The following is a 25,110-nucleotide window of genomic DNA, read 5'->3' as shown; positions in this document are numbered from 1 at the left end:
AGATTGATTTTTCTATCATGATAACAGTGTTCTAAATCTGGCCTTAGACTGGAGATTTATTTCCACTACTGGATTTTTGTAACCTAGATCTCAAATTGTGATTTTGCTCAATAGCGCTATGTTTCACTAAGGAGTATATCTATTCCCGTAGCCTTATTGCTGCTTATAAGAGTTCGAAACAATGATATTTCATGACCTAATCTCGTCGGTATTAAACGAGCGAGAACCGTTTCATAACATCTGGTTTGCGGGAGATTTTCACACGCCTTCAGCATTCAGTTATCAGGTGAACTTTCCGCGTTTAGAGCTGGTGCTCGACGGTGAGTATATTAATGAAATGGAGAGTCATGATCGCAAGATCACCAATGTTGTTGCGAAAGCAGGGGATGCGATTTTCATCCCGCCTAACTGTTGGAACAAGCCGAACTGGGATACTGATTGTTCGGTACTGAGTATGTTGTTTGGGCGTCGTCAGCTTGGTTTAAGCTTGGTGAGCAAGCGCAAAGGGGAAGAGAGCTTCTACGATATCCAAAAGCATAGTATTCAGACTCGCTCTGGCTTTGCGATTGATAATATTTTGGAGGCGCTCAGCTCGTTAGCGCGCGAGAGCAACAAGCAGCCGATGGATGAATTATTGCTGCAAGCGTTGCTTCAATACAGCAAGACGATGCTGGATGCGCCTGTCGAGAAGTCTCACAGCCGCGTACAGGATGTGTATCAAGGGATCTGTATCTATATCCAAGAGAATTTCCACCGCCAGATCACGCGAGACAGCATCGCTTTGCGCTTTAGTATTTCATCCAACCATTTGTCGCGAATGTTTCGTCAACAAGGCCACATGACGCTGGCTGAATACATTACACGTGTGCGAATCGACCGCGCCAAGTTCATGCTCAAGAAATACAATTTCAAGCTCAATGAAGTGTCGGTACGTTGTGGCTTTAAGGATGTGAATTACTTCTGCCGAGTATTCAAAAACCGCACCGGAAGAACCCCGACTGAATATCGTGGTTCAATCTAATATCCCTTCAAATTGCCATTTTTGACCAGAGCTTATACGACCGAAATTTGTATGACTAGATCACCACAGTGAGCTCTGTGTTGTGGTGATCAATTTGCTTTGTGTTTTCCTCTGCTGTTTATTTCTATACCTTATTTCCAAACCTATCTTTAGGCACGTTCTCTATTTATCCCGTTTCACTAAATAAACCCAATTAATAACATTAAGGCTTCGCTTTGCGAGTTGCTTATTGTTTTTCGTTGCCTATTTATTGAATTAAACGTGTGAGAGTTGATGTATTAACGCGATGCATTTAATGGATGATAAGTAAATTAAAAACCACTTATCGAGACGATAAAATCTTGTTGTTGTTGTCCGGCTTACTGATTTAAATGTTTTTAAGTTATTGATTTTAAATGCTTACTTCGCTTCGGCTTATTCTTTGTTTACTAACGTGTAATTCATGTCTCGAAATCAAATATTCAGGTTTATACGCCCCATCACAACCTTGACTTATAATACTACAAATTAAAAATTCTATAGATAATATGATCTTCAGATATTCATCATAAAGAAGACTTATACATGGAACTCAATACTCTGATCGTAGGAATTTATTTCCTTTTCCTTATAGCAATAGGTTGGATGTTTAGAACGTTCACCAGTACAACCAGTGATTATTTCCGCGGGGGCGGTAACATGCTTTGGTGGATGGTTGGCGCGACTGCGTTTATGACACAGTTCAGTGCTTGGACCTTCACTGGCGCAGCGGGTAAAGCGTATGCCGATGGTATGGCTGTCGCGGTTATCTTCTTAGCGAACGCATTTGGTTACTTGATGAACTACCTGTACTTCGCTCCGAAATTCCGTCAACTGCGTGTGGTAACGCCAATTGACGCGATTCGTATGCGTTTTGGTAGCTTCAACGAACAAGTATTTACTTGGTCTGGCATGCCGAACAGTATTGTTTCTGCAGGTATCTGGCTGAACGGTTTGGCGATCATCGCATCGGGCATCTTTGGCTTCGACATGACGACAACCATCGTTCTGACTGGTCTTGTTGTACTTGTTATGTCGGTGACAGGCGGCTCTTGGGCGGTTATCGCGTCTGACTTCATGCAGATGGTTATTATCATGGCGGTAACCGTAACGTGTGCTGCAGTGGCTATCGTACAAGGTGGTGGCGTTACTGAAATCATCAACGATTTCCCTGTAGCAGAAGGCGCATCATTCGTTTCTGGTAACAATCTGAACTACGTAAGCATCTTCGGAATTTGGGCATTCTTCATCTTCTTCAAACAGTTCAGTATCACCAACAACATGTTGAACTCTTACCGTTACCTAGCGGCAAAAGACTCAAAGAACGCGAAGAAAGCGGCACTGTTGGCATGTATTCTGATGACCATCGGTCCAATCATTTGGTTCATGCCACCTTGGTTCGTTGCAGGACAAGGCGTTGACCTTGCAGCACATTACCCAGACGCAGGCTCTAAAGCAGGCGACTTCGCTTACCTTTACTTCGTAGAGCAATACATGCCAGCGGGTATGGTGGGGCTTCTAATCGCAGCGATGTTTGCGGCAACTATGTCTTCTATGGACTCAGGCTTAAACCGTAACTCTGGTATCTTTGTAATCAACTTCTATCAACCGATTCTTCGTCCAAACGCGACAGAGAAAGAGCTGATGATTGTGTCTAAGTTGATGTCTACCTTCTTCGGTCTAGCTATCATCCTTATCGCGCTGTTTATCAATTCGCTAAAAGGCTTGAGCTTGTTCGACACCATGATGTACGTGGGTGCACTTATTGGCTTCCCAATGACCATTCCAGCATTCTGTGGCTTCTTCCTTAAGAAGACTCCGGACTGGGCAGGTTGGGGTACGCTAGTGGTCGGTGCGATTGTGTCTTACATCGTTGGTTTCGTGATTACCGCTGAAATGCTACAAAACTTGTTCAACCTAGAGCCTCTAACAGGCCGCGAATGGTCTGACTTGAAAGTTGCAGTAGGTCTGATTGCGCACCTAGTGTTTACTGGCGGCTTCTTTGTTCTTTCGACATTGTTCTACAAACCACTAGAAGCGTCTCGTCAGAAAGATGTTGATACCTTCTTCAACAACCTTGCGACACCATTGGTTTCTGAATCAACAGCACAGAAGAAACTGGACAACAAACAACGTCACATGCTGGGCTCACTGATCGCAGTGTCTGGTGTGGCAGTGATGGCGATGTTTGCTCTACCGAACCCATTCTGGGGAAGAATGATGTTCGTACTGTGTGGCGGTATCGTATTCGTAGTTGGTTTGCTGTTGGTGAAAGCTGTAGACGACTCGGTTGAGGATGCGAAACAAGCGAAAAAAACAGCTTAAGTTAGCTAACCAGTTAAACAAGTAATTAAACATAAAACGGCTGAGCTCTAATGCTCAGCCGTTTTTTATTGTATGAGAAAATGAGCTTATAACGATTGGATAGGTGTCACAACAGGGGATTAATGGATCCTTTGAGTTTGACCAGAAGAGATGAATTAGATAAGACGTGAAGAGATATACATCAGAAGAGCTTGTAGGTCGACACTGCTTCGAGTCTTTTGCAGACGCTCATTGACCTGATCGTGAAGCAGGTTTCGAGTTAGGTTGGTCGCCGCGACAATGTGCTCACGCTGTGGCTTGGTTGGCAGAACAAGAGCAATGGCTACATGCACTTCGCCGATACGTGATGCCCAGTCAATCGGGTCGTCACTGACGATAACCGCAATCGAGAGATCTTGAGTCGATTCAAACATCACATGCGGCAGTGCAATACCCGGTGACACGCAGGTTGAAGAGCGTTCTTCTCGCTTAATAAATGCTAGAATCAGTTCATCTGGATCTTCTGGATAAACAAGGTGAGCGAGCCCTTTTAAGCACTCAAATTTGGTCAGTTGGGTTTGCGCCTTAGCGTGGTGCCATTTGATGTCACAAGGCGGGCATATTTGTGGCATTCGCTGGATTAAATCTTTAGAGAATTCATGGTTCACTTGTGAGCCAACCATGTCGTAATGCTCAGCAATTACATCTTTGAGAACGAAACAGGCCAGCTCCGCATCAATCCCAACCGCGGTTATCTGACACAAATCACCACGAAGTAAACCTACTTGCAGCATCGCAACGGATTTGGAGAGATCAGCGGTTCGATTTTGAGTGATGTTGATAATGCGGATGTTGCTTTTGAACTTCTTCGCTAAGCGAGTCAGCGGCTGCGCGACATGTGAGTTTGCGGCAGGATCGTCAACGAAGAAGGTGATCTGATATTCGTTCATGAAAGGTTTAGGTTCGACAATGCTTAATAAAGACTTTATCGACACTCAACAACACCTCTTCCATGGGAATGAATAAGGTTTTAGCTGGGTCGAAGCGGCTTGGCTGTTCAATGTCGATATCAGAGACGATCAACACCTTGTCTGCGAGGGTAATATCTTGGGCTGTCAGTAAGTTTTCAATACCCATAGCGCCTTGCGTCTCAACCTTGATTGAAACGTTGAACTTAGGGGCTGTTTTATTTAGAGCATCAGCTGCCATATAGGTGTGCGCAATGCCTGTAGGGCACGCAGTTACCGCTACAATTCTCATTATTATTCTCGGCTTAATCTCGTCCCTGTTACGTTACAAAAGCTACCTTTCAGAAGCTACCTTGGAAAAGCTATCTTGCATGGAAAATCCAGTATAGAAAGCTCGCATGGCGGAGGGACGATATTGTTATGGGTTCTGTGGATTTTATGGATTGGCGTTTTTTATTCCAAGGTGAAAGTCACACTCTGAGTTCTTGGTTACAATAATCCAGTTAATGCACCTTTCGTCCTATATATTGAGTGCCTTCACACCGTTAATCTTTTCATCTTATTAACCTTATCACTTACGTAATTACTTCAGTCTGAAATCAGGCGAGGCAGAGCAGCATATGGATATCACCAACATTATCGAGCCCGAGATCATCTGCTTAGATTTACAAGCAGACTCAAAATCGGCGGTATTTGAAGAGCTTGTTGAACTGCTCGACCGTGCCGGTAAGCTCTCCAATAAACGTGAATTCCTTGATGACATCTGGAAGCGTGAAGCTATCGGAAATACTGGCTTTGACGATGGTATCGCCATTCCACATGCGAAAAGTACTGCCGTTGCAAAGCCTGCCGTTGCTGTGGGTATCAGCCGCTCTGGTATCGATTATGGCGCAGACGGCGGCGAGCTGTCGGATGTGTTCTTTATGCTCGCTTCACCAGACAACAACGACGACCACCATATCGAGGTACTGGCTCAGATTTCGACCAGACTTATCGAAGATGGCTTTGTTACAAAATTAAAGGCGGTGGAGTCTGTCGAGGAAGCTCAAGAGCTGTTTCTTGAAGCCAATTCAGAATCGTTCGATAGCTACGCATCTAGCCATCATGAAGTGTATGTCGAACCACTAAGCCCTTGGGCACAATCTCTTAATCGCCTCAAAGAACACTTATTATACGGCACCTCACACATGATTCCTTTCGTGGTTGCAGGTGGTGTGCTTTTGTCTTTGTCGGTGATGATGTCGGGTCATGGTGCAGTACCTGAAAGCGGTGTGTTAGCAGATATCGCACAGATGGGCATCGCGGGGTTAACCCTGTTTACAGCGGTGCTCGGTGGTTACATCGCGTATTCAATGGCCGACAAACCGGGTTTAGCGCCCGGTATGATTGGTTCTTGGGTTGCGGTGAATCAATACAATACCGGCTTTCTCGGTGCAATTGTGGTCGGTTTCTTCGCTGGTTTTGTGGTGAATCTACTTAAGAAGATCAAACTGCCAGACAGCATGATCTCGCTGAGCTCTATCTTCATCTATCCATTAGTCGGCACCTTCGTGACCTGTGGTGCGGTGATGTGGGTGATTGGCTCTCCGATAGCTCAAGTAATGCTTGAGATGAACCAAATGCTCACGGGCATGGCAGGCTCCGGAAAAATGGTATTGGGCAGTATTTTAGGTGCAATGACGGCCTTTGATATGGGCGGCCCGATCAATAAAGTAGCAACGCTGTTTGCCCAAACTCAGGTGAATACTCAACCATGGTTGATGGGCGGTGTCGGGATAGCGATTTGTACGCCACCGCTAGGTATGGCATTGGCGACTTTCTTATCGCCAAAGAAATTCAAAAGAGACGAACGTGAAGCAGGTAAAGCGGCGGGTATCATGGGTATGATTGGCATCAGTGAAGGCGCGATTCCTTTTGCTGCCGCCGATCCTGCGCGCGTTCTGCCTGCGGTTGTTGCTGGTGGCATTGTCGGTAACGTGGTTGGCTTTATGTTCCATGTAGTGAACCATGCACCATGGGGTGGATGGATAGTGTTGCCAGTGGTTGATGGCAAGATTGGCTATATCGTTGGCACACTAGCGGGGGCTCTAACGACAGCCCTGATCGTGATTCTTCTGAAGAAGAACGTGGTCGAAGGTGAAGTGAATTCTAATCAGTTGACCTGTGGTTCGGTAACGGAAGAAGGGCAAGCAGATGTATTGGCGATCACTTCTTGTCCATCTGGTGTTGCCCACACTTTCTTAGCGGCGAAGTCTTTAGAAAAGGCGGCGCATCATCTTGGGGTTCGGATTAAAGTCGAAACCCAAGGTGCCAACGGAATAGGTAATCGCATTACCCAGAAAGACATTGAAAGGGCGAGGTTGGTGATCTTTGCTCACGATGTGGCGATTAAAGAAGTTGAACGCTTTGCGAATGTGAAAACCTTGGATGTCAGTATTAAGGAAGCAATGCTTAATGCTCAGGCGTTGATCATGAGAAAGGTGTAACTCTTTAAACCGCAAAGTTTATCATCTATAAAGTTAACTAGATCAAAACTAAAAAGACTCCGCTCAGACCTGTTAAGGCGAAAGTGGAGTCTTTTTGTATTGTGCCCAATCAGTCAGGTCAAACGCTAAAAAGGGTGGTACTTAAATACGTCTTCAACCATAGAGTTGAGTAAATCGATATCGTCACAGGTTTTGGCGTAGGTACGCAGGCCTGCGATTTGAACCTGAACATGACGAGCAAGCTGAGTCGGTTCACGCTCTTTGCTTATCTCACCCAATTCTTGTGATTCTGCGATCAGCTTAGCGAACTCACCTTCCATGATTTTGAGTGATTTCTTTGCTTCTTCTAATAATTCGGCGTGTTCATCAGTCAGTTCTGCTACCGTTTTTGCCAGCATACACATGCCATTTGGCGAACTTTGTTTTGATTCGACCACAGCACGTTTGACGAAGCTTTCGAGCGCTTTGATTGGAGAGTCTGTTTCACTGCGGAAGCGGTTCAGATTCAGGATGCCAAGTTCGGTATAGCGAGCAAGCGTCTCTTTAAACAAACCTTCTTTGCTGCCGAACGTCGCGTAGATGCTGCCCGGACGCATATCAATCACGTCTTGCAGGTTGCGCATAGAAGTCGCATGAAAGCCCTTTTCCCAATACAGGTTCGTTGCTTTATCTACTACGTCTTGTCTATCGAACTTAGCGGTCTTAGCCATAACATCTACTTCATTAATCTGAACATATGTTCAATATTTTATGCTGAACGCCCGTTCTAGTAAAGGTGTGTTTAGCTGCTTTGCGCAGGCTTAGAACATCAAAGAGTTAATCAAACATCCAGATCATCAGGAAATAATCTTAATCATCAATAACTTCTACGGTCTTGTGCTGAGCGCCGTAGTAGGTGCCTTCATCGATGGTGTACATCAATGTTGCTTCGCACTCTGGACAATCGAATTCCTCATTGGGTTCAATAGCCGCTTCTTCTACCCATTCCCATCCAATGTGTTCTTCGCAAGTGGGACAGTCCATAAAAACCTCTAATTATGCTTCTATTTTAGTTGAATTCGTAACTTTTTGAGCCCGGCATTATACATAGTTGGCGCTGAATATATCGCGACAACTGAGCAGAAAAAGCGTGCGTGCGTACGTACCTCTTTAGGGTTAATAAAAACTGCCATTTTTCAGTCGCTTACGTCAATAAAATGTTGTTGCACGTTTTTTGTGTTTTCTAAAGTTGCATAGCTAACAGTTTTATAAATAAGTCAATGAATTCTGTAAGGTTAAATGCTAGCGTTATCGATTGTCGTCCGATATGGCACGGTAATTGATTAAACTAAATATTATTATGATCTCGGTAAAGGTACACCGTTTTAGAAGTGTGTCTAATTACACGATAGATAAAGATTCGTCAGCTGCTAGGAAATAAAAATGAAATTAACCGATATGTCTTTTAAGCAAAAAATCATCGCTTTGCTTATTTTACCGATCTTAGGGTTTCTCTGGCTCAGTGTTTCTGCGATATTCAAAGGCGTAGAAACAAAGACTGAAATGTCCTCATTGAATCAACTGACACGCCTTTCGGTTGTGTACAGTGAGTTAGTACATGAGTTACAAAAAGAGCGAGGCATGACAGCTGGCTTTATTGGCTCTCAAGGAACCAAGTTTGTCAGTGAATTAGCCGCGCAGAGAACCAACGCCGACAACCGACGTAATGAAAGAAACGATTATTGGCAGTCTGCCAATATCAACCTGCCACAGATCAACCGTTTGAATACAGAGATCAGCCAAAGCCTAAATCAAATCACTTCTATTCGTAATCGGGTCGATTCTCAATCGATTCCGCTGTCTGAGGCTTTGGGTTATTACACCCAACTTAATGCAAAGCTGCTGAGCGTATCGGCGTTAATTGCTGAGCTTAGCTCTGATGCTGCCATCACCACTGAAACCATCGCTTACTACAACTTTTTACAAGGTAAAGAGCGAGCGGGTATCGAGCGTGCTGTCCTAAATAATACCTTCTCTAAAAATGAATTTGGCCCAGGCATGTTGGTTAAATTCATCTCTTTGGTGACTGAGCAAAATACCTATTTCTCAAACTTTGAGGTATTGAGTAACCCAGCTAACGTTCGTTTCTTTGAACAGCAATTGAATGATCGTTCGGTGGCAGAAGTAGAAAAGCTTCGTGGTTTGGCTGAATCTAAGATGAGCGGTTTTGATGTTGATCCTGTGTACTGGTTCTCGCAATCTACCGCTCGTATTGTTCAGCTAAAGAAAACAGAAAACCACCTAGCAGAGTCGCTTATCGCACTGACAGAGAAAAAAATGTCAGAGGCGCAGTCTGCGATGATGATGAGTATTGGTCTGTTTGCTTTGATAACCTTGTTCGCGACCTTCGTGAGCTATAAGGCGATCAGCGACCTGACGATGAGAGTAAAAGATCTTACAGTGATGTTGTCTAAGGTTCGTAATGACAACGACTTAACAGTTCGCGCTAAGTTCGTTGGCAACAGCGAGCTTGGACAGATCTCTTCGGCACTCAACGAAACGCTAGAGAAGTTTTCAAACGTTATCGACAACCTGTCTCAGTCGAGTCTGACCTTAGCTTCAGCCGCTGAAGAAACCTCACAAACCTGTCACTACAATTCGAACACGCTAGTGCAACAACAAGACCAAATTGGCTTGGTTGCGACGGCGACAGAAGAGTTATCAGCAACGGTAAATGAGGTGGCGGCTAAAACTCAGCAGACAGCAAGTTCCGCTAAACTGGTCGATGAGCAGTCTCAAGAAGGTTTGAGTACGGTTCAAAACTCTTACCACTCTATCGAAAAACTGGCATCTGAAATTAATGATCTAGCGGAAAAGATCACGCACTTACACGAGAGCAGTAATAACATCAACAGTGTGATTGATGTGATTAAGTCCGTCGCTGAACAGACTAACTTGTTAGCATTGAACGCGGCAATTGAAGCGGCAAGAGCGGGTGAGCAAGGTCGTGGATTTGCGGTAGTGGCTGATGAAGTTCGCACGTTAGCACAGCGTACTCAGCAGTCGACAGCTGAAATTGAAGGTTTCATCAGCTCGTTACAGTCTGATGTGCAAACCGCGTTTAATGTGATTGATAACAGTCAGAAGATGTCGTCTAAAGCGGTTGAGGATTCAAAAGAGGTGGAACACACCTTACAAGGTATCTCAGCATCGGTGAGCGAGATCTTTAGCATGACTGAGCAGATCGCAACCGCTACCGAAGAGCAAGCGGCAGTGACTCAAGATATTGCTCAAAACGTCATGGCAGTAGAGCAGAAGTCGACAGAATCTACGACAGGTGCAACGCAAATAGCTGCAACAGCCAAAGAACAAGCTCAGTTAGCAGCTTCATTGAAAGATATTGCGAGTACGTTTAAGAGCTAACTAGCAAGCACTCCAATAAGAAGTAAAATGCCCGTTAGTCTCTACTTTTAATAGCAGGACTAACGGGCTATTTGTATCTGCTGTCTTCTAAATGGCAACAGATAGTCCATTCAATGGGGATCTACCCCATAAACCAAGACACGAAAATCAACGCACCAAAACCAAATGTCGCCATTAATGCCGTGTCACCACCGGCTGCTGTGTAGCTGCCTTCGGTTTGTAGGTGAGGGAAGTCAGGTCTGCGAACCTTAACTACCATTGCGAGTGGGCCCCAGATAGCGAGGAACACCAGCACCATACCTGCATAGTCCAGCATGCTTACAAACTGGCTAGCGAACAGCTCAGCTAATACCAAAGGTAAGATGAAGGTTAGCGCATAAGCCAACGCTTTGTTGTTGGTCACCGCATCTTTGTTTTGGTCGTAAAGCGCCATCGACACGCCGAGGAAAGAAGTCACCAAGGCCAGAGCAGAGAACAGAGCAATCACCACTTTCAACCAAGCAGATTGGCCGCTGAACGCAGAGATCAACTCAGAGATATTGTGGAACTGACTGATCGCGTCTGTGCCAAGATTGCCAATAATTGCGAATAACCAAGTGAGGTAGCAAATTAATGGAATCACTGAACCAAGCAGAATCATATTGCGGATCTGTTTTTGAGTCGCTTCTCGGTTGTAGATAACCAGTGACGGGATCACCACCATAGAGGCAAAACTGGTAAAGATAACCGCGCTGTATTGCACCACATCATTAGCGGTGTATTTGCTGGTTTGAGTCAGGTAATCAAGACGAATATTACTAAACAAAGAGGCAATAACAATAAGCAGCATCACCACCATCATGATGAATAAACCACGATTTAATTTGTCGATATACGACTTACCCGCCACCACAATCACACCCATCAATAGGCTGAAAATGGTATAGGCAACCGATGTAGACACATCGACGCCAACGTCGAGCAGCAGCTTGTGAATGATGTCACCGACACCCAAGATATAAGCGATCAGCATGCATACCAGCAACAGGTAAAAGAGTGCATTGATAAAGTGTTTACCTTTACTGCCAAGCGTTAAGTAAGCAACGCTGCTCATGCCACTGTTGTCTTTCGTTTTTGTACACGCTTCCGCTAATAGAAGCGCAGAGTAGGTGGTGCCGATAAAGATAAGTAGCATCAGTACTGAGCTGATCATGAAACCAAATTGAGCCAATACCATCGGAATGGCCAACATGCCTGCACCTAATGCAGTCCCTGAAAGAATCAAAGAACTGCCGAATAATTTCATATTCAAGAAAACAACCTCGAAGTATCCAAATAATTTTTAGTTGGATTGTAAATATTTGTTGCCAAGACTAACAAATTACTCAGTAAAGTTAGGGGTTAATTTCTAATAAATTTTGAATTTCTCTAAAAAAATTACGAAGCAATTTGTGAGGGGTATGGTTGGATGAATCAGGTGTTCGGCAGGTGAATTGTTTTAGCCTTTTTATAACCTTTGTAAATTAATCGACGTTCAATAACCCGCACTGCACCTCTGATTAAGATATGCCTTTATTTCAGAAAAACTCAGTCCAAATCTTGCTTATTTAGTGAATCTCTGTCGGATTTTTATATCTAGCACAGCTCATTTGATGAGCCCCAATCAATAGACTTCTTAGGAGAGCGTGGGGGGTTTGTCGTAAATGGAAAGATCTGTTGTCGTAGATGCCACTCGGTAGTTTTGCATTTCGCTCTTATTATCCTCACACCAATTATGTGGGGGTGTTATGTATCGTTTTCTATTTTGTAGTTTCGCACTTGTGCTTTTGTATCCAACGGCCATTGATCTGTATTTGGTTGGGTTACCTCAAATCGCCGCGGACTTAAATGCCTCTGAGGCTCAGCTCCATGCCGCGTTTTCTATCTATCTGGCCGGTATGGCAACGACTATGTTGTTCGCGGGTAAATTTGCCGATAGCGTAGGGAGGAAGCCCGTCGCCATTTTCGGTGCAATTGTTTTTACTCTCTCGTCGACCTTGGGCGGGGTTGTGAACAGTGCTGAGCCGTTTCTTATCGTGCGTTTTTTCCAAGGTGTTGGTGCTGGATCTTGTTATGTAGTGGCGTTCGCCATCTTACGAGATGTCTTAGACGATAAAAGGCGTGCCAAGGTGCTGTCGATGTTAAATGGCATAACTTGCATCGTTCCGGTACTCGCGCCTGTGATTGGTCATCTAATCATGACTGTTTACCCATGGCCGAGTTTGTTCACGACCATGGCGGGCATGGGTGTAGTGGTGTGCTTATTGTCTGTGTTGGTGCTAAGAGAGACTAAGCTCAACATCAAAGATAATGGGTTAGCCAAAGCCTCTCTCTCTGAGAAATCGCGCTTACCTGAGAAACCTGTAACCCTACATTCGACTTCAATCGAAACGTTTAAAGAGCCGTTGTTTATTAGCCGAGTGATCATGACCAGTTTCGGCGTGACCACAATTCTCACTTATGTGAATGTCTCTCCACTGTTGATTATGACAGAGCTTGGCTTCGATAGAGGTCAGTACTCTTACACCATGGCATTAACCGCCTTGGTGAGCATGTTGGTGTCATTTTCAGCCCCATTTGCATTGAATGTGTTTAAGCAGAAAAGCTTAATGCTGACCTCTCAAACGTGCTTCATTGTGGCTGCTATTTTGTTAATAGCCTCGATGGATGGTGGATTAGGACATTACGTGACATTAACAGGCTTTGCTTTCGTGTGTGGCGGATTCTCGTTAGGCTTTGGTGTCGCGATGAGCCAAGCATTGAGCTGTTATTCGCAGCGGGCAGGTGTGGCTAGTTCGATTCTTGGTGTTTCTCAAATATGTACGTCGGCATTGTTTATTTGGTTTATGGGCATTATTGGGCTAAGTGCATTGAATATGTTGGCATTTATACTAGCTGTTGGTGGAGTTATCAGTATTGCTCTAATACTATGGGTAGGTCCCTCTCAAGTTAAAAGTGATTATGAAGAAGCCACTAGCCCGTCTTGATCTGAACCTGTTGTTCACTCTGCAATTGCTTCTGCAGGAGCAGAGTGTTTCAAAAGCTGCGAAAAAGCTGAACGTCACGCCTTCTACTGTGAGTAAATCACTCACCAAGCTTAGAGATTGGTTTGATGATCCTTTGTTTGTGAAAACGCCAAGGGGATTAACGCCAACGCCACTTGCACTGAGCATGGTAAAAGATCTTCAAGACTGGCTGCAGATTGGAAGCCAAATACTGACGACTCGTGGTGACGAAGCGCCAAAAGATGTGCGTTTGAATCTAGAGGCGGAGTCTCCTTTATCTCTGATCATGCTTAACGAGTTGACGCAAAGCGTGTCTCAACGTTACCCCAACGCGAAAATCAAAATGCGAAACTGGGACTACGATTCGATAGATTCCATCGTACGTGGCGAATCGGATATTGGATTTTCAGGGAGAGAAAGCCATCCGCGTTCGAAAGAATCGCTAGACTCACTACCTTATTTCATCGACTTCGAGGTTCTGTTTCATGACTTGCCGGTTGTGTATTTGAGAAAAGATCATCCTGCATTGAAAGAAGAGTGGAATCTAGAGGCTTTCCTTAAATACCCCCACATCAATATTGTGTGGGAGAAAAGTGAAACATGGGCGCTAGATGAAGTGCTTACTGATCTACAACTAGACCGAAATATCGTCCTGACTTTAGCTGGTTTTGAGCAGTCGTTATTTATGACCGCTCAATCGAATCACACCATGACTACCGTTGCGCCGAATTACTGTCGACGTTACGTTGAACAACTCCACCCCAATCTTACCTGTCTACCCATCCCTTTAGATGAAGAAAACGTCAAAAAGCTGCTGATCCCGTTCACTATGATTTGGCACAAACGCAATGCCTACAACCCCATCGTTCTATGGTTAAAAGACACGCTCAGAGAGCTTTACCAATTTGAAGGGAAAAGCGTCTAACCTTGTGATGAGATTAGATGTTCTGAAGGCTTGTGCCATTAGCATCGATCGTTGATTGAAATAAGAATGCAGACTTATAAGCGAGCCCGCCAGTTGATACCTGGCGGGTTTTCTATTTTTAATCATGGGATTAGGGTTGGCCCCTCTAAAATAAAATCGGTTTTTTCCTAATTGTTGATTCGATAAATACAATGAAATTGAACGAGTGTTCAAAATAACACTTGAACGATCGTTCTAATTTGATCTATATTGTTTTCACACCAACGGAGAACAGTCATTAATTGCTCCGTGATTGAATAACTTTAGAATCATAAATTGATAGGGATAAAACAATGAGCAACTTCAAAATTCATTCAGTAGAATCAGCGCCAGAGCAAAGCCAACCTATTCTTGAAGGTGCTAAAAAGCAGATGGGCAGAGTACCGGGCTTGTTCGGTGTATTGGCTGAATCTCCAAACACACTTAAGGCTTACACTCAGCTTCATCAGGCGTTTAGTGACTCATCTTTCGATGCTGAAGAGCTAACGGTTGTTTGGCAAACCATTAACGTTGAACACGAATGCCACTACTGTGTTCCTGCACACACTGGCATTGCACATTCAATGAAGGTTGATCCTGTAATCACCGAAGCACTTCGTAATCGCACGGCTCTACCTACTGAAAAGCTGCAAGCACTGCATGACTTTACGCTGAGCATGGTACGCAACCGCGGCAATGTGCCTGAAAGTGAAATGGCAGCATTTTTCGAAGCGGGCTACGGTCAGCAACAAGTGCTAGAAGTGATTCTTGGCCTGTCTCAGAAAGTGATCAGTAATTACGTAAACCACGTTGCTAAAACGCCAGTCGACAAAGTTTTTGAACAGTTCGCTTGGCAAGGGTAATCGTATTTAACTAACCATCGTATTTAAGCAACTCAAGATATGATAATGATGAAAGCCCCACTCAGTTGAATGGGGCTTTGTTGTTTTGGTCTAAATGGTAATTAGAAAGGTAACCTAACGCACGTGCTTAGCGATTATTTTCGCTAGTGTCACAACCCCTTCTTTCCACTCTTTGCTCTCTTCAATGTTGGCAACAGTAAAGCGCAAGCAGTGTTTATATTGGTCGTTGGTGCCAAATACTGTTCCGGGTAAAATCCCCAACTTATGCTTTAAACAGTCTTGATAGACCGCGTAGCTATCGACCGATTCAGGCAGTGTTATCCAGTTTAAAAAAGAGCCTTCCGGTTTTGATAGGTGGTATTGCCCGACAAGGTGTGGGTAGCTATCTAGTGCTTGTATTAACAGGCTTTGGAATTGCTTTTGATTGGTTTGGTAGAGCCGCTTCATCTTAGACAAATGACTGCGATATTTGCCGGTCGTGAGGAATTGCCCCACCGCCGATTGCATTAGGTTTGAGCTGCCCATGTTGTCGCATAAAAGGTACTTTTCGACTAAAGGTTGGTAGCGCCCCGACAATAACCAACCGATTCGCAAGCGTGAGTCTAAGGTTTTAGACAATGAGTTGACGTAGATGACTCTATCTTGGTCATCAAGCTCTTTGAGGCTAGCGATTGGTGTATCGAATGCCAAGCTACCGAACACATCGTCTTCGATAATTGGCAAACATCCGGTGATCTCCAGTAATGCTTTTCGATTCGCCAATGGCATTCTTGAGCCGGTTGGGTTGGTAAAGTTTGGTGTTAGCAGTAAGGTTTTCACTTCCCATTTATCCAGTGCACTTTGTAGCGAAGGAATGTCAATACCGTGGCTAACGCTGCTTGGTATTTCAAGGGCTTGTAAGCCAAGCGATTCAAGTAAAAGTAGATTGCCGAAGTAACACGGTGACTCGACCGCCACGATGTCACCGGGCTTGGTGAGCGCACGTAAAGCCAAACTGATAGCCTGTTGAGCACCATGAGTAATCGCAATCTCTTTAGATCCCGCAGGTACACCAAGATCATGGGTGATCTTTAACAATTGCTTTACTAATTGCTCGTCGCCAGGAGGCAGTTGGTAATAACCGGGAAGCTGAGTTTGCAAACGGCTATGGCGACCGATTTCGGCATACAAGCTACGAATCGCTGGATTGTTGATGTTCGGGTGCGCGGAGCCTGCCAACAGTTTTAGGCGACCTTTTGGACGAGAGAGTACCGATTTGGTGACAGACAACAGATCGACTTTTTGAGGTTGGCTTGGTGTATCCCAGCTGGTGGTGTTCGGTGCTTTTACGCGATAGCCAGATTTAGGTACTGAATATACCCAGCCTGTCGCTTCCAGTTCTTGGTAGGCGCGAATCACGGTGTTCTTGCTCACGCCAAGCTGTTCGCTTAGTTGACGGATTGAGGGAAGACGATCGTCTGGATGAAAGAGTCCCTTATCGATCTGAGCCTTAATATGTTGTTCGGTAGCAAGGTATTTATTGCCGCTGAGTTCTGCTTCCACGTGTTTCTCCCTCGTTGCACACTCTCAACCTGTAACCATTTAAAGTGTTATATCTGTATCTTTATTAGTTATCTGTACCCAACTAAGGTAACAGCATTGATGAAGAGTTGACCAGAGGTTTGTAATGCTGATTAAAATGATTCCGTTTGTGTTTGTAATATTGTGGTCGTCAGGTTTTGTCGGCGCACGTCTTGGTGTTGAATATGCCGAACCCGCAACATTACTTTCATTGAGGATGGTAGCCAACGTGGCGCTGTTCTTGGTTTTGATTGCAATCCTTAAGCGTCGTATTCCTCGTGGTCGAGCATTCTTCCACGCAAGTGTGGTTGGCATCTTGATTCATGGTTTCTACCTTGGTGGCACCTATCTGGCGATTGATATAGGTATGCCCGCCGGGTTGAGTTCTCTACTTGTTGGCTTACAACCGATTCTTACCGCATTGATTATGATCAGCTGTACTTCGCAGCGTTTTAATTTTGCACAGTGGTTGGGGTTAGCGCTTGGTTTTGCGGGTATTAGTTTGGTGTTGATGGGCAATATTGAATGGCAGTCAGACGACCAAAAAGGCTTGGCAACGTTATTGTGTTTGGTTTCTTTGGTGGGTATTACCTGCGGCACTTTGTATCAGAAGCGCTTCTGTCAGGGGACAGATATGGTCGGCGGTGCGATGGTGCAATATTTGGCTTCTGCCGCGTTGTTTCTGCCGTTCGCAATGCGTTACGAAACTATGCAAGTAAACTGGACGATAGAATTCACGTTGACTCTAATTTGGCTGGTGGTCGTTCTGTCTTGTGTTGCCATCCTATTGTTGCTTTACATGGTAGAGCACGGTGCATCTTCAAGTGTGGCTTCGGTCTTTTACTTGGTGCCACCGACGACAGCAATCCAAGCGTGGCTTATTTTCGGTGAGTCGTTCGACATGTATGGCGCGATGGGCTTTGCTTTGTCTGCTGCGGCGGTTTATTTGGTGGTGAAAAAGCCTGAGTTAATTAAGGCTCGTAGGCGAACAGTGTTAGAGCGGTAGTTTGTATACCAAACTCATCCTACTAAAAATCGATGACTAGAAACAAAAAAGAGCCTGAATATTCAGGCTCTTTCTATATAAAATATTGGCTAGCGACTTTTGATTAGCGTTTCATCAAACAAGCGTAAGCCGTTGTAAACGGTGCTTCTTGGTATTGCTTAAGGCCGGTCTCTTTGAACTTCATCATAAGAGGGTTGCGCTTAAGGCTTTCTTTGATTTCAGCTGGAGACACAACGGTTACATCTAGGCCGTCGATTAGCTGAATTGCTGCTTCAAGTTTGAAGCCGAAACCACCGCCAGCAAATTTGCCTTTAGTCTGACGTTGGCGAATTACAACTTTTTCTACTTGGTAATCTTCCATTAACTTTGCAAAAGAGAATTGAAAGTCTTTCATATTCTGTGTGTCGTTTGCGTCGCTAATCGCAACCTTAGAAACTCGGCAATCAGGAATGTTAAATACGCCGTCTGACAGAGAAAGAAGACAGATGACTGCATCGTTACCTTTGATTTCAACACCACAAATTTTCATGTTCTTACCTACTTATTTTAGAGCCCTACATTATGGTGTTATTTCTAACACTTCTCCAGTATTTGCGCGTATCAGCAGCAAATAAGTCTAAATCAGAGAGTATTTTAGTCGCCGAAAGTTAACCTTTGATTGAAAAAACATCACACGAATTTACGGTATCGTTTTCTATGAGATGAAGCTCACAAAAGCTTAGCGGGATTTTATATGTGTGCTGTATATTGCGCGCGCATCCCTATTTGAAGTGTGGTTATTAATCCCAATGAATATCAATAATCTTTCGATTAAGAGTAAAATCGCGATCCCGCTGTTGGTGATTGTGATTGTTTTTTCTACCGTTACTGTGCTCAACGTTATCAGATCAAATGCTCAAGCTGCGATTAATAATGAGCTCAATAATGTGGTTCAGCCCGTGTTAGACAATTTGGAAGATGGGTATCGTGACATTTATCAAGTTATCGCTTCTGCTCAAGGTCTATTACTCTCGAAAGACCAAGCGGCGATTGAGTACCAAAAATTTGAATTTAAAGACAACGCTTACAAAGCGGTTCCTCGTTTTGAAAGTGTCGAAACCTTGTATCAAGCGGGCGTGTTGGACCCATCTTCACGTGGCGAGTTAGCAAAGCTTGTTAACGCGATGAGCAAGTGGGTGGCACTGCACGAGCCAATGTTCGCTGATCCAGCAAACGCAGACCAATACAATATTGATTACTCGCCAGCGCTTGACGCAGAGTTTGCGATCATTCGTACTCAACTGCGCGATATCCGAACTCTGATCGAATTGAAACAGAAAGAGCTTCGCCAGCAAGCCGATGACTCTATTGAATCGAGTAAGTTGATCATTGAAGTGGGTATGGCCGTTGCTGTTTTCGCTGCACTTTTCGCTATGTGGTTATCCAATCGGTTTATCGTTCAGCCAATCCAGAACGTAGAGAAAGCGATGAATGAGATCGCATCGGGTGACGGTAACTTGTCTCAACGTATGAAGGTCGAAGGTAATGATGAGATCGCTCGTTTAAGTTCTGCTTTCAACCAGTTTGTTGGCAAGATCCATGTCACCGTCGAACAAGTTATTTTTACATCGAATGCGGTACGCGCTGAGATGGAAAACATTAAATCGTTAACGCAAAGTGTTGCTGAATTTTCATCGAACCAACAGCGTGAAAGTGAAGTAGTCGCGGCGGCGGTTCATGAGATGCAAGCAACCAGTGAAGTGGTGAGTGGTAATGCATTAGATGCGGCAACCGCCAGTAATGTTGCCAATCATGAAGTGGAATCGGCAGACACCACGCTTGGCTTGACCGTGACTTCGATTGAACGCCTTGCGCAAGATATCGAGAACGCGGGCGGTGTTGTTCAAGAGCTGGACACAGACGTGAAGAACATTGCCTCAATCCTTGGTGTGATCAAAGGCATTGCAGAGCAAACCAACCTACTTGCTTTGAATGCGGCAATTGAAGCGGCACGAGCGGGTGAACAAGGTCGTGGCTTTGCAGTTGTGGCTGATGAAGTTCGTGCGCTTGCGAGCAAAACTCAAGACAGTACAGGCGAAATCCAATCAATGATTGAACGCTTAGAAGTGGGGGCTAAACATGCGGTTGGCGTGATGACTGAAAGCAAAGTGAGTGGCGAGAAAACCATTGTTCAAGCAGGAACTGCAGCGTCTTCATTGAGTGAGATTCGAAACTCAATTGGCAAGATGAATGACATGAACACACAAATTGCTACGGCGGCTTCGCAACAGTCTCAAGTGTCTGAAGAAGTGAATAAGAATGTTCAACGCATCGCTGAAAGCACCATGCAAATGGTTGAGATGGCAAGCAGCGCAGAAAATGCATGTATGGCATTGGCTGAACAGTGTGAAGCGCTAGATAGCCTTGTGTCTCAGTTTGAAGTGTAATTTCAAAATTAGACAGACGCATATGAGCCGATAATGGTTGCTCGTTTGAATTCCATTAATCAGCGCTGAACGAAAAAAAGCCCGTACTCTATGAGTGCGGACTTTCTTTTTGACTAGGTGATCAGTTTTTAGACCTGATCAATCACTCAGTGTTAGCTGCTAAGACCGTCTTTGTATGTGTAACGGTAGTCCACTTTTACGTTCGCTTTGTAGTGGATGTCGCCGTTCATGTTAGTGATCTTTTTCACTTCCATATTTGCATCATCAATCTTGAACGAATCGTATTTGGTTGTCTGTTGGAACTGTGGCAGTTCTCTTGAAAGCTCAAAAGGTGTTTTTGCGCGTAACTCATCCATAAGGTTGGTGCCTGCATCGTATGCTTCGACTTCACTAGCATATGTGTCAGATTTTAGCGTTGTTTCTTGAATTGTTGTTTTAGTTGCTGCAAACGCAGTGGTGCTGAGTACAAGAGTTGATGCAAGTATGATTAACTTCTTCAAAGGGATACCTTACTTTGTTGTACCAGTGTTTTAGAGATTCTCACCCTAGCAATAGGGGATGAGGTTAATGTTAGGACAAAAATATGGTTCTGTAAGGGAATGACTATAGGTGCCGAAGATTAATGCACAGCGCATATCAAGCAAGGTGACACTGATATCTAACTTCAATACACTGTATGGGTAACCAAAGTTCAGCATAAGGTAAAGGCATGGCCAATTGGGAAGGGGTAAGTGAGTTTGTTGTAGTGGCAGAGCGTGAAAGCTTTACTGGTGCGGCGCAGAAGCTCGCTACGTCGGTGGCTCAAATCAGTCGTAGAGTAGCAAACCTCGAAGAACGACTCGCAGTGAAACTGCTCAATCGAACGACTCGAAAGGTGTCTCTTACAGAGGCTGGGCAACTCTATTACCAACAATGTAAGTTGTTGGTCGAAGGTTTAGAAATTGCTGAGCTTGCGGTCACGCAGATGCAATCCACACCCAAAGGCTTACTGAAAGTCACCGCGCCTGTGACTTATGGTGAGCGCCAACTCGCCCCAATACTGCATCAATTCTTAAAGCTTCACCCGCAAGTAGAGCTTGAGCTGATGCTGACCAATCAAAAGCTCGATCTTATCGATTCGGGTGTTGATGTTGCGATTCGTCTTGGCCGCTTGGAAGACTCAAGCCTTGTGGCAAAGAGGCTGTCTCAACGCCAACTTTATGTATGTGCAAGCCCTGAATATATTGAACGTTATGGCGAGCCGCATACATTATCAGAATTAAATAATCACCAATGTTTAGTCGGTGGATTTGAACATTGGCGTTTCAAAGAAAATAGACGCCCTCGCTCAGTTCGTGTTAACGGACGCATTAAGTGCAACAGTGGTTTAGCCTTGTTAGACGCAGCTAAGCAGAGCATTGGCTTGGTGCAGTTGCCGGAATACTATGTGAGTGAAGACCTTGATTCTGGTGAGTTGGTTGAGGTGCTGTCCGATTATCGAGATGACAAAGAAGGGATCTGGGCGCTTTATCCTCAGAACCGCAACTTATCTTCAAAGGTTCGCCTGCTGGTGGACTTCCTTTCTGAGCAATTGGATTAGTGTATGGCTTAAAACCTCCACCGATAAAAACGGGCTTCAGAATAGAGATTCTGAAGCCCGACGTGTTTTAGGATTAATTATCGTTTGATTACGGCTTACTAGACCGAAAATGTATTAGACGGTGAAGCGATCCACCAAGTGATACAGCTCATTTGCGCGGCTGTTGAGGTTCTGGCTACCCGCACGGTTTTGATTCGCTAATGATGCTGATTGTGAGCTTTGATCGGAAATCACCACAATGCGTTGAGATATCTCTTGGCCAACAATGTTTTGCTGCTCTGTCGCGGTAGCAATCAATGAGTTCATGTCCATGATCGTATCAATCGACTCTTGGATTTTCGCCAGTGCTGCGGCTGCGGCATTCGCTTCTTCCACCGTTTGAGCACTTTTATTTTGGCTCGAATCCATTGCTTTTACGGCAGCATCTGAGGCGGCTTTTAGCTGCTGAATCATTTTATGAATGTCACCAGTGCTTTCTTGAGTTCGGCTTGCCAGTTTACGCACCTCGTCCGCAACCACTGCAAATCCACGCCCTTGCTCACCTGCACGAGCGGCTTCAATTGCTGCATTCAGTGCTAATAAGTTTGTTTGCTCGGCAATATCTTGAATGACCGTCAGTGACGACGAAATGTTTTGTACATCACCTTCTAATCTAGATACCACTGTGTTGGCTTCGGATACTTCGCTAGCAAGACCAGCAACAGAGTTGGCAGCAGCGTTCACTATTTGTTGAGCTTCTTTGGCATTACCCTCTGCAAGCTTCGCTGAATCCGCCGCCTGGCTTGCGTTACTGGAGATCTCTTGTGCTGTTGTTGTCATTTCGGTCATTGCTGTTGCAACTTGTTCAGTCTCTTCACGCTGACCAGTGGCAATTTCATCAACCTGAGCGGCGCGAGAAGACATACTGCTGGTTTCAGCGACGACTTGCTGGCCAACATCACTCACGCTACGGATGATGGTTTGTAGGCTAGCAACGAAGGCGTTGAAGTTCTCGCTGAGCTTAGTGAACTCAGGGGCTTTGAATTTTTCCATTCGAGCGGTTAAATCGGCCTCGCCACTTGCAAAGGCACTAATTGAACGGTCGAACTGCTCAAGAGGTTGCATGATGGTACGGTTCACTGCAACAGCGAAAACGGCTACCACTAGGGCGATCAATCCGCAGAAAATCGCGATAGCAGTCAGGGAACTTTGTAGCGCGACATTCGAACTTTCTTTCATCTCGGCAATAACAGCGTCGATGTCATCGGTGTAGAAGCCAGTACCAAGCATTAAGTCCCATTGCGGAACAAATACTGAGTAGCTGAGTTTTGGTAACGCGACAGATTGGCCTGGTTTCGGAAAATAGTAAGTCGTAAATTCACCCAATTTTGAGTTCTTGATCAGGTCTCGGATTAGGTAATTACCTTGCTTGTCTTGAAGGTCATAGTAGTTTTTACCAATACCATCGTTACTTTGCCCAACCACAACTCGGACACCTTTAGAGTCATAACCAAAAATATAGCCTGATTCGCCATATTCTAGGGTTTTCAATGTTGGTAGAGCTTCTTCTAGTGTTGCCCCTTTATCTAAAAATGGGCTGATCGAAGAGTAGGCCATTTGCAGGTACGCTTTGAGTTCCTTTTCTTTCATCGCCATCATATTGCTACGCGTCGATTCTACTTGCTGTGCGGTTAGCTCGGTGCTCTTCATATACGTCACGCTCATCATGCCAATTGCCATTAGTAGCAAAGGAATGAAAGAGAGAATATAAAGGCGGTTTTTGATGGTTAGGGTCATTTCACGCTTCCTGTGTGATTTTCTCATACAATTTTCAACACATTATTAATGTGGTTTCAAAATGTAAATGGGCTTGTTGTCTAATTGTTACCCTAGAATATTTTTGTTTGATAAACATGATGGCGGTTAAGTTTTTAATGTGAGATGCCTTGCAATTAAAGGCTTAAGAGCGAAAAAGCGAGTTTGTATCGATGCTTTTGAATTCGACGTTGTTTTGGTAGAATGCGGCCCTTTGTAGCACCTTGCTATGTTTATTCGTTAAGTGAGAAATATTCATGAACAAAAGCCATGTGATTATTGGTTTAACTAACCCAAAGAGCCCGACGAATGTTGGCGCTGTTATGCGTGCGGCTGGTTGTTACCAAGTCGACGAAGTTAAATACACAGGGCAACGCTACGAAAAAGCCGCTAAATTCCACACTGATACGAAGAGCGCAGCGCGCACGATCCCGCTTACTGCCGCTGAGTCATTTTTAAATAATCTTGACGCGGAAACTCAGATTGTGTGTGTAGAACTAGCAGAAGGTGCGACACCACTGCCTCGTTTTAAACACCCTGAAAACGCTATCTATATCTTTGGCCCTGAAGACGGCTCTATTTCTCAAGATGTTGCGGATAGAGCTGATCACGTTGTGTATGTACCAACGGTTGGTTGCATGAACTTGGCTGCGACGGTTAACGTGCTACTTTATGATCGCCTTGCGAAATCTGATGAAATGGACGAGAGCAACGAGCTGATTAAGAAAAGCCGTGATAACCGCAATCACTTATTAGTCAAAGAAAAGTAACTATTTACTTCTAGTAAAAGTAACGATCTGCTTCTAGTGTTATCTATCCCGTAAGCAATCGGATATTATCTTTGGTTCATCATTAGATAATTGAAGGGTTAGATAACACCATGGAAGACAAGCAATTACTTGCCGCGCTGCAACAACACCCTGTCCTCGATCTGTATCAGTTATTCCAAGAAGTTGGTCAAAATAGCTCTCTATACGCACTATTAGAGAGGTTATCTTCCCTTAAAGAACACCACCAACTGAGTACTCGTCTTAGCCCTTTTAAGCCACACATCGAAGGGTTACTGGCTCAATTTGATGGCACTACGCTGGATAGTGATATTCTCAAAGCGGTCGCTCTTCAGTCTGAGATTCAACAACGAGGCCATAGCATGAGCCGTTACATCATGACATCAGATAATCATCGCCATTTTTCTCCAAATGCAGACTTAGTGATGTTTGGTGATTCGATCACCGAGTGGGCCCCGTGGGCGGATATTTTCCGCGATGTCTCAATGGTCAATCGTGGCCTAGCAGGAGATACCACAACAGGCATGTTGCGCCGCATTGATACCACGTTGAATGTGAAACCAAAGCTTGTATGTTTTATGGCAGGGGTAAACGATTTAGCTCAGGGTTATGATGTCGAATATATCTACCAGAACTACATTGATATGCTTAAGGTGTGGCAAGAAAACGATATTCGAATCTTGGTGCAATCAACGCTTTATGTTGGCTCTAAACTGCAAGGTTTGAACCCTTCAGTGGAACTGCTCAATAGCAAGATAAGCGAGTACTGTTCTCAGCAAGGCATTGCGTTCTTAGATGTGAATTCTGTATTGTCACCTAATCAGCTTTTGTCGAATGAGTACTCATGTGATGATTTGCATTTGAATGCCAAGGCTTACCAAGTTTGGGCTGTGGTACTTCAACCTACGGTAGCTGAGCTACTAAAATAG

General features: G+C 44.6%; 21 protein-coding genes. 12 read left to right on the top strand and 9 right to left on the bottom strand.

Features of this window, described 5'->3' with window-relative positions; all coding sequences use genetic code 11:
* Nucleotides 1–181 precede the first annotated feature (181 nt).
* Together AB4154_RS12880 and AB4154_RS12875 are read left to right on the top strand one after the other, a co-directional pair.
* Complete coding sequence (locus AB4154_RS12880) at nt 182–1,021, top strand: helix-turn-helix transcriptional regulator (RefSeq protein WP_017061655.1); 840 nt, start codon at nt 182–184, stop codon at nt 1,019–1,021.
* A gap of 564 nt (nt 1,022–1,585) precedes the next feature.
* Nucleotides 1,586–3,364 (top strand): sodium:solute symporter family transporter, encoded by a 1,779-nt coding sequence (locus AB4154_RS12875; protein ID WP_029236500.1) that lies wholly within the window; start codon nt 1,586–1,588, stop codon nt 3,362–3,364.
* Between the two features lie 155 nt (nt 3,365–3,519).
* Here the strand turns inward: AB4154_RS12875 and AB4154_RS12870 are convergent, their stop codons facing one another.
* Nucleotides 3,520–4,293 carry a PTS sugar transporter subunit IIA gene (locus AB4154_RS12870; RefSeq protein ID WP_017092229.1) on the bottom strand — a complete coding sequence of 258 codons (774 nt, stop codon included), beginning with the start codon at nt 4,291–4,293 and terminating at the stop codon, nt 3,520–3,522.
* 7 nt (nt 4,294–4,300) lie between these two features.
* Nucleotides 4,301–4,603, bottom strand: coding sequence for a PTS fructose transporter subunit IIB (locus AB4154_RS12865; RefSeq protein ID WP_017069788.1), 303 nt, complete (start codon nt 4,601–4,603; stop codon nt 4,301–4,303).
* Nucleotides 4,604–4,931: 328 nt separating this feature from the next.
* On the opposite strand from AB4154_RS12865, the gene AB4154_RS12860 reads away from it, so the two are divergent.
* Complete coding sequence (locus AB4154_RS12860) at nt 4,932–6,797, top strand: fructose-specific PTS transporter subunit EIIC (RefSeq protein ID WP_372123243.1); 1,866 nt, start codon at nt 4,932–4,934, stop codon at nt 6,795–6,797.
* A 125-nt stretch (nt 6,798–6,922) separates the two neighbouring features.
* On the opposite strand, the gene AB4154_RS12855 is transcribed toward AB4154_RS12860, so the two are convergent.
* Nucleotides 6,923–7,507: a TetR/AcrR family transcriptional regulator gene (locus tag AB4154_RS12855; RefSeq protein WP_017064940.1), complete on the bottom strand. Its 585-nt coding sequence runs from the start codon at nt 7,505–7,507 to the stop codon at nt 6,923–6,925.
* 139 nt (nt 7,508–7,646) lie between these two features.
* Nucleotides 7,647–7,820, bottom strand: coding sequence for a hypothetical protein (locus AB4154_RS12850; RefSeq protein WP_372056339.1), 174 nt, complete (start codon nt 7,818–7,820; stop codon nt 7,647–7,649).
* Nucleotides 7,821–8,219: 399 nt separating this feature from the next.
* Between AB4154_RS12850 and AB4154_RS12845 the strand changes: the two genes are divergently transcribed.
* Entirely contained in the window at nt 8,220–10,199 is a 1,980-nt protein-coding gene (locus tag AB4154_RS12845) for a methyl-accepting chemotaxis protein (RefSeq protein ID WP_372123240.1), read from the top strand.
* A gap of 121 nt (nt 10,200–10,320) precedes the next feature.
* Here AB4154_RS12845 and AB4154_RS12840 read toward each other — a convergent pair whose 3' ends face one another.
* Nucleotides 10,321–11,484: an amino acid permease gene (locus AB4154_RS12840; protein WP_102445711.1), complete on the bottom strand. Its 1,164-nt coding sequence runs from the start codon at nt 11,482–11,484 to the stop codon at nt 10,321–10,323.
* 481 nt (nt 11,485–11,965) lie between these two features.
* On the opposite strand from AB4154_RS12840, the gene AB4154_RS12835 reads away from it, so the two are divergent.
* From AB4154_RS12835 to AB4154_RS12825, 3 genes are all read left to right on the top strand, one after another.
* Nucleotides 11,966–13,204: an MFS transporter gene (locus tag AB4154_RS12835; protein WP_102450448.1), complete on the top strand. Its 1,239-nt coding sequence runs from the start codon at nt 11,966–11,968 to the stop codon at nt 13,202–13,204.
* Nucleotides 13,179–14,147, top strand: coding sequence for an HTH-type transcriptional regulator YidZ (yidZ, locus tag AB4154_RS12830; protein ID WP_004732954.1), 969 nt, complete (start codon nt 13,179–13,181; stop codon nt 14,145–14,147). The genes AB4154_RS12835 and yidZ overlap by 26 nt, the downstream gene beginning before the upstream one ends.
* Nucleotides 14,148–14,479: 332 nt before the next feature.
* Nucleotides 14,480–15,028 (top strand): carboxymuconolactone decarboxylase family protein, encoded by a 549-nt coding sequence (locus tag AB4154_RS12825; RefSeq protein ID WP_372123237.1) that lies wholly within the window; start codon nt 14,480–14,482, stop codon nt 15,026–15,028.
* 114 nt (nt 15,029–15,142) lie between these two features.
* Here AB4154_RS12825 and AB4154_RS12820 read toward each other — a convergent pair whose 3' ends face one another.
* Nucleotides 15,143–16,570, bottom strand: coding sequence for a PLP-dependent aminotransferase family protein (locus AB4154_RS12820; protein ID WP_372123235.1), 1,428 nt, complete (start codon nt 16,568–16,570; stop codon nt 15,143–15,145).
* Nucleotides 16,571–16,694: 124 nt separating this feature from the next.
* Between AB4154_RS12820 and AB4154_RS12815 the strand changes: the two genes are divergently transcribed.
* A complete protein-coding gene (locus AB4154_RS12815; RefSeq protein WP_102429238.1) occupies nt 16,695–17,594 on the top strand; it encodes a DMT family transporter in 900 nt (299 codons plus the stop codon).
* A gap of 103 nt (nt 17,595–17,697) precedes the next feature.
* Here AB4154_RS12815 and AB4154_RS12810 read toward each other — a convergent pair whose 3' ends face one another.
* Nucleotides 17,698–18,123: a DUF3010 family protein gene (locus tag AB4154_RS12810; RefSeq protein ID WP_017061669.1), complete on the bottom strand. Its 426-nt coding sequence runs from the start codon at nt 18,121–18,123 to the stop codon at nt 17,698–17,700.
* Between the two features lie 259 nt (nt 18,124–18,382).
* Here AB4154_RS12810 and AB4154_RS12805 point away from each other — a divergent pair, with 259 nt between their 5' ends.
* On the top strand, nt 18,383–20,020 hold the full coding sequence (locus tag AB4154_RS12805) for a methyl-accepting chemotaxis protein (protein ID WP_017069798.1): 1,638 nt from the start codon (nt 18,383–18,385) through the stop codon (nt 20,018–20,020).
* A 152-nt stretch (nt 20,021–20,172) separates the two neighbouring features.
* Here the strand turns inward: AB4154_RS12805 and AB4154_RS12800 are convergent, their stop codons facing one another.
* The gene (locus AB4154_RS12800) at nt 20,173–20,520 is read right to left on the bottom strand and encodes a DUF3316 domain-containing protein (RefSeq protein WP_136974139.1); all 348 of its coding nucleotides are present in this window, start codon (nt 20,518–20,520) and stop codon (nt 20,173–20,175) included.
* A gap of 209 nt (nt 20,521–20,729) precedes the next feature.
* On the opposite strand from AB4154_RS12800, the gene AB4154_RS12795 reads away from it, so the two are divergent.
* Nucleotides 20,730–21,599, top strand: coding sequence for a LysR family transcriptional regulator (locus AB4154_RS12795; protein ID WP_136974138.1), 870 nt, complete (start codon nt 20,730–20,732; stop codon nt 21,597–21,599).
* A 114-nt stretch (nt 21,600–21,713) separates the two neighbouring features.
* Here the strand turns inward: AB4154_RS12795 and AB4154_RS12790 are convergent, their stop codons facing one another.
* Nucleotides 21,714–23,375 (bottom strand): methyl-accepting chemotaxis protein, encoded by a 1,662-nt coding sequence (locus tag AB4154_RS12790; RefSeq protein ID WP_017088291.1) that lies wholly within the window; start codon nt 23,373–23,375, stop codon nt 21,714–21,716.
* A 275-nt stretch (nt 23,376–23,650) separates the two neighbouring features.
* Here AB4154_RS12790 and AB4154_RS12785 point away from each other — a divergent pair, with 275 nt between their 5' ends.
* Together AB4154_RS12785 and AB4154_RS12780 are read left to right on the top strand one after the other, a co-directional pair.
* Nucleotides 23,651–24,163 (top strand): RNA methyltransferase, encoded by a 513-nt coding sequence (locus tag AB4154_RS12785; protein WP_182795505.1) that lies wholly within the window; start codon nt 23,651–23,653, stop codon nt 24,161–24,163.
* Nucleotides 24,164–24,273: 110 nt separating this feature from the next.
* A complete protein-coding gene (locus tag AB4154_RS12780) occupies nt 24,274–25,110 on the top strand; it encodes an SGNH/GDSL hydrolase family protein (RefSeq protein WP_372123232.1) in 837 nt (278 codons plus the stop codon).

Origin of the sequence: Vibrio sp. 10N.286.51.B11 (assembly GCF_041469245.1) — a bacterium.
GTDB lineage: Bacteria > Pseudomonadota > Gammaproteobacteria > Enterobacterales > Vibrionaceae > Vibrio > Vibrio crassostreae_C.
Note: the sequence above shows the minus strand (reverse complement) of the source record. Positions and strands in the feature narration are given on the sequence as shown.

What these genes read in the sequence shown, in the direction of transcription:
- AB4154_RS12815 (WP_102429238.1), top strand. Translation starts at nt 16,695, where the DNA reads ATGCTGATTAAAATGATTCCGTTTGTGTTTGTAATATTGTGGTCGTCA.
- AB4154_RS12835 (WP_102450448.1), top strand. Translation starts at nt 11,966, where the DNA reads ATGTATCGTTTTCTATTTTGTAGTTTCGCACTTGTGCTTTTGTATCCA.
- yidZ (WP_004732954.1), top strand. Translation starts at nt 13,179, where the DNA reads ATGAAGAAGCCACTAGCCCGTCTTGATCTGAACCTGTTGTTCACTCTG.
- AB4154_RS12825 (WP_372123237.1), top strand. Translation starts at nt 14,480, where the DNA reads ATGAGCAACTTCAAAATTCATTCAGTAGAATCAGCGCCAGAGCAAAGC.
- AB4154_RS12810 (WP_017061669.1), bottom strand. Translation starts at nt 18,123, where the DNA reads ATGAAAATTTGTGGTGTTGAAATCAAAGGTAACGATGCAGTCATCTGT.
- AB4154_RS12795 (WP_136974138.1), top strand. Translation starts at nt 20,730, where the DNA reads ATGGCCAATTGGGAAGGGGTAAGTGAGTTTGTTGTAGTGGCAGAGCGT.
- AB4154_RS12870 (WP_017092229.1), bottom strand. Translation starts at nt 4,293, where the DNA reads ATGAACGAATATCAGATCACCTTCTTCGTTGACGATCCTGCCGCAAAC.
- AB4154_RS12860 (WP_372123243.1), top strand. Translation starts at nt 4,932, where the DNA reads ATGGATATCACCAACATTATCGAGCCCGAGATCATCTGCTTAGATTTA.
- AB4154_RS12805 (WP_017069798.1), top strand. Translation starts at nt 18,383, where the DNA reads ATGAATATCAATAATCTTTCGATTAAGAGTAAAATCGCGATCCCGCTG.
- AB4154_RS12780 (WP_372123232.1), top strand. Translation starts at nt 24,274, where the DNA reads ATGGAAGACAAGCAATTACTTGCCGCGCTGCAACAACACCCTGTCCTC.
- AB4154_RS12840 (WP_102445711.1), bottom strand. Translation starts at nt 11,484, where the DNA reads ATGAAATTATTCGGCAGTTCTTTGATTCTTTCAGGGACTGCATTAGGT.
- AB4154_RS12845 (WP_372123240.1), top strand. Translation starts at nt 8,220, where the DNA reads ATGAAATTAACCGATATGTCTTTTAAGCAAAAAATCATCGCTTTGCTT.
- AB4154_RS12880 (WP_017061655.1), top strand. Translation starts at nt 182, where the DNA reads ATGATATTTCATGACCTAATCTCGTCGGTATTAAACGAGCGAGAACCG.
- AB4154_RS12790 (WP_017088291.1), bottom strand. Translation starts at nt 23,375, where the DNA reads ATGACCCTAACCATCAAAAACCGCCTTTATATTCTCTCTTTCATTCCT.
- AB4154_RS12865 (WP_017069788.1), bottom strand. Translation starts at nt 4,603, where the DNA reads ATGAGAATTGTAGCGGTAACTGCGTGCCCTACAGGCATTGCGCACACC.
- AB4154_RS12875 (WP_029236500.1), top strand. Translation starts at nt 1,586, where the DNA reads ATGGAACTCAATACTCTGATCGTAGGAATTTATTTCCTTTTCCTTATA.
- AB4154_RS12850 (WP_372056339.1), bottom strand. Translation starts at nt 7,820, where the DNA reads ATGGACTGTCCCACTTGCGAAGAACACATTGGATGGGAATGGGTAGAA.
- AB4154_RS12855 (WP_017064940.1), bottom strand. Translation starts at nt 7,507, where the DNA reads ATGGCTAAGACCGCTAAGTTCGATAGACAAGACGTAGTAGATAAAGCA.
- AB4154_RS12785 (WP_182795505.1), top strand. Translation starts at nt 23,651, where the DNA reads ATGAACAAAAGCCATGTGATTATTGGTTTAACTAACCCAAAGAGCCCG.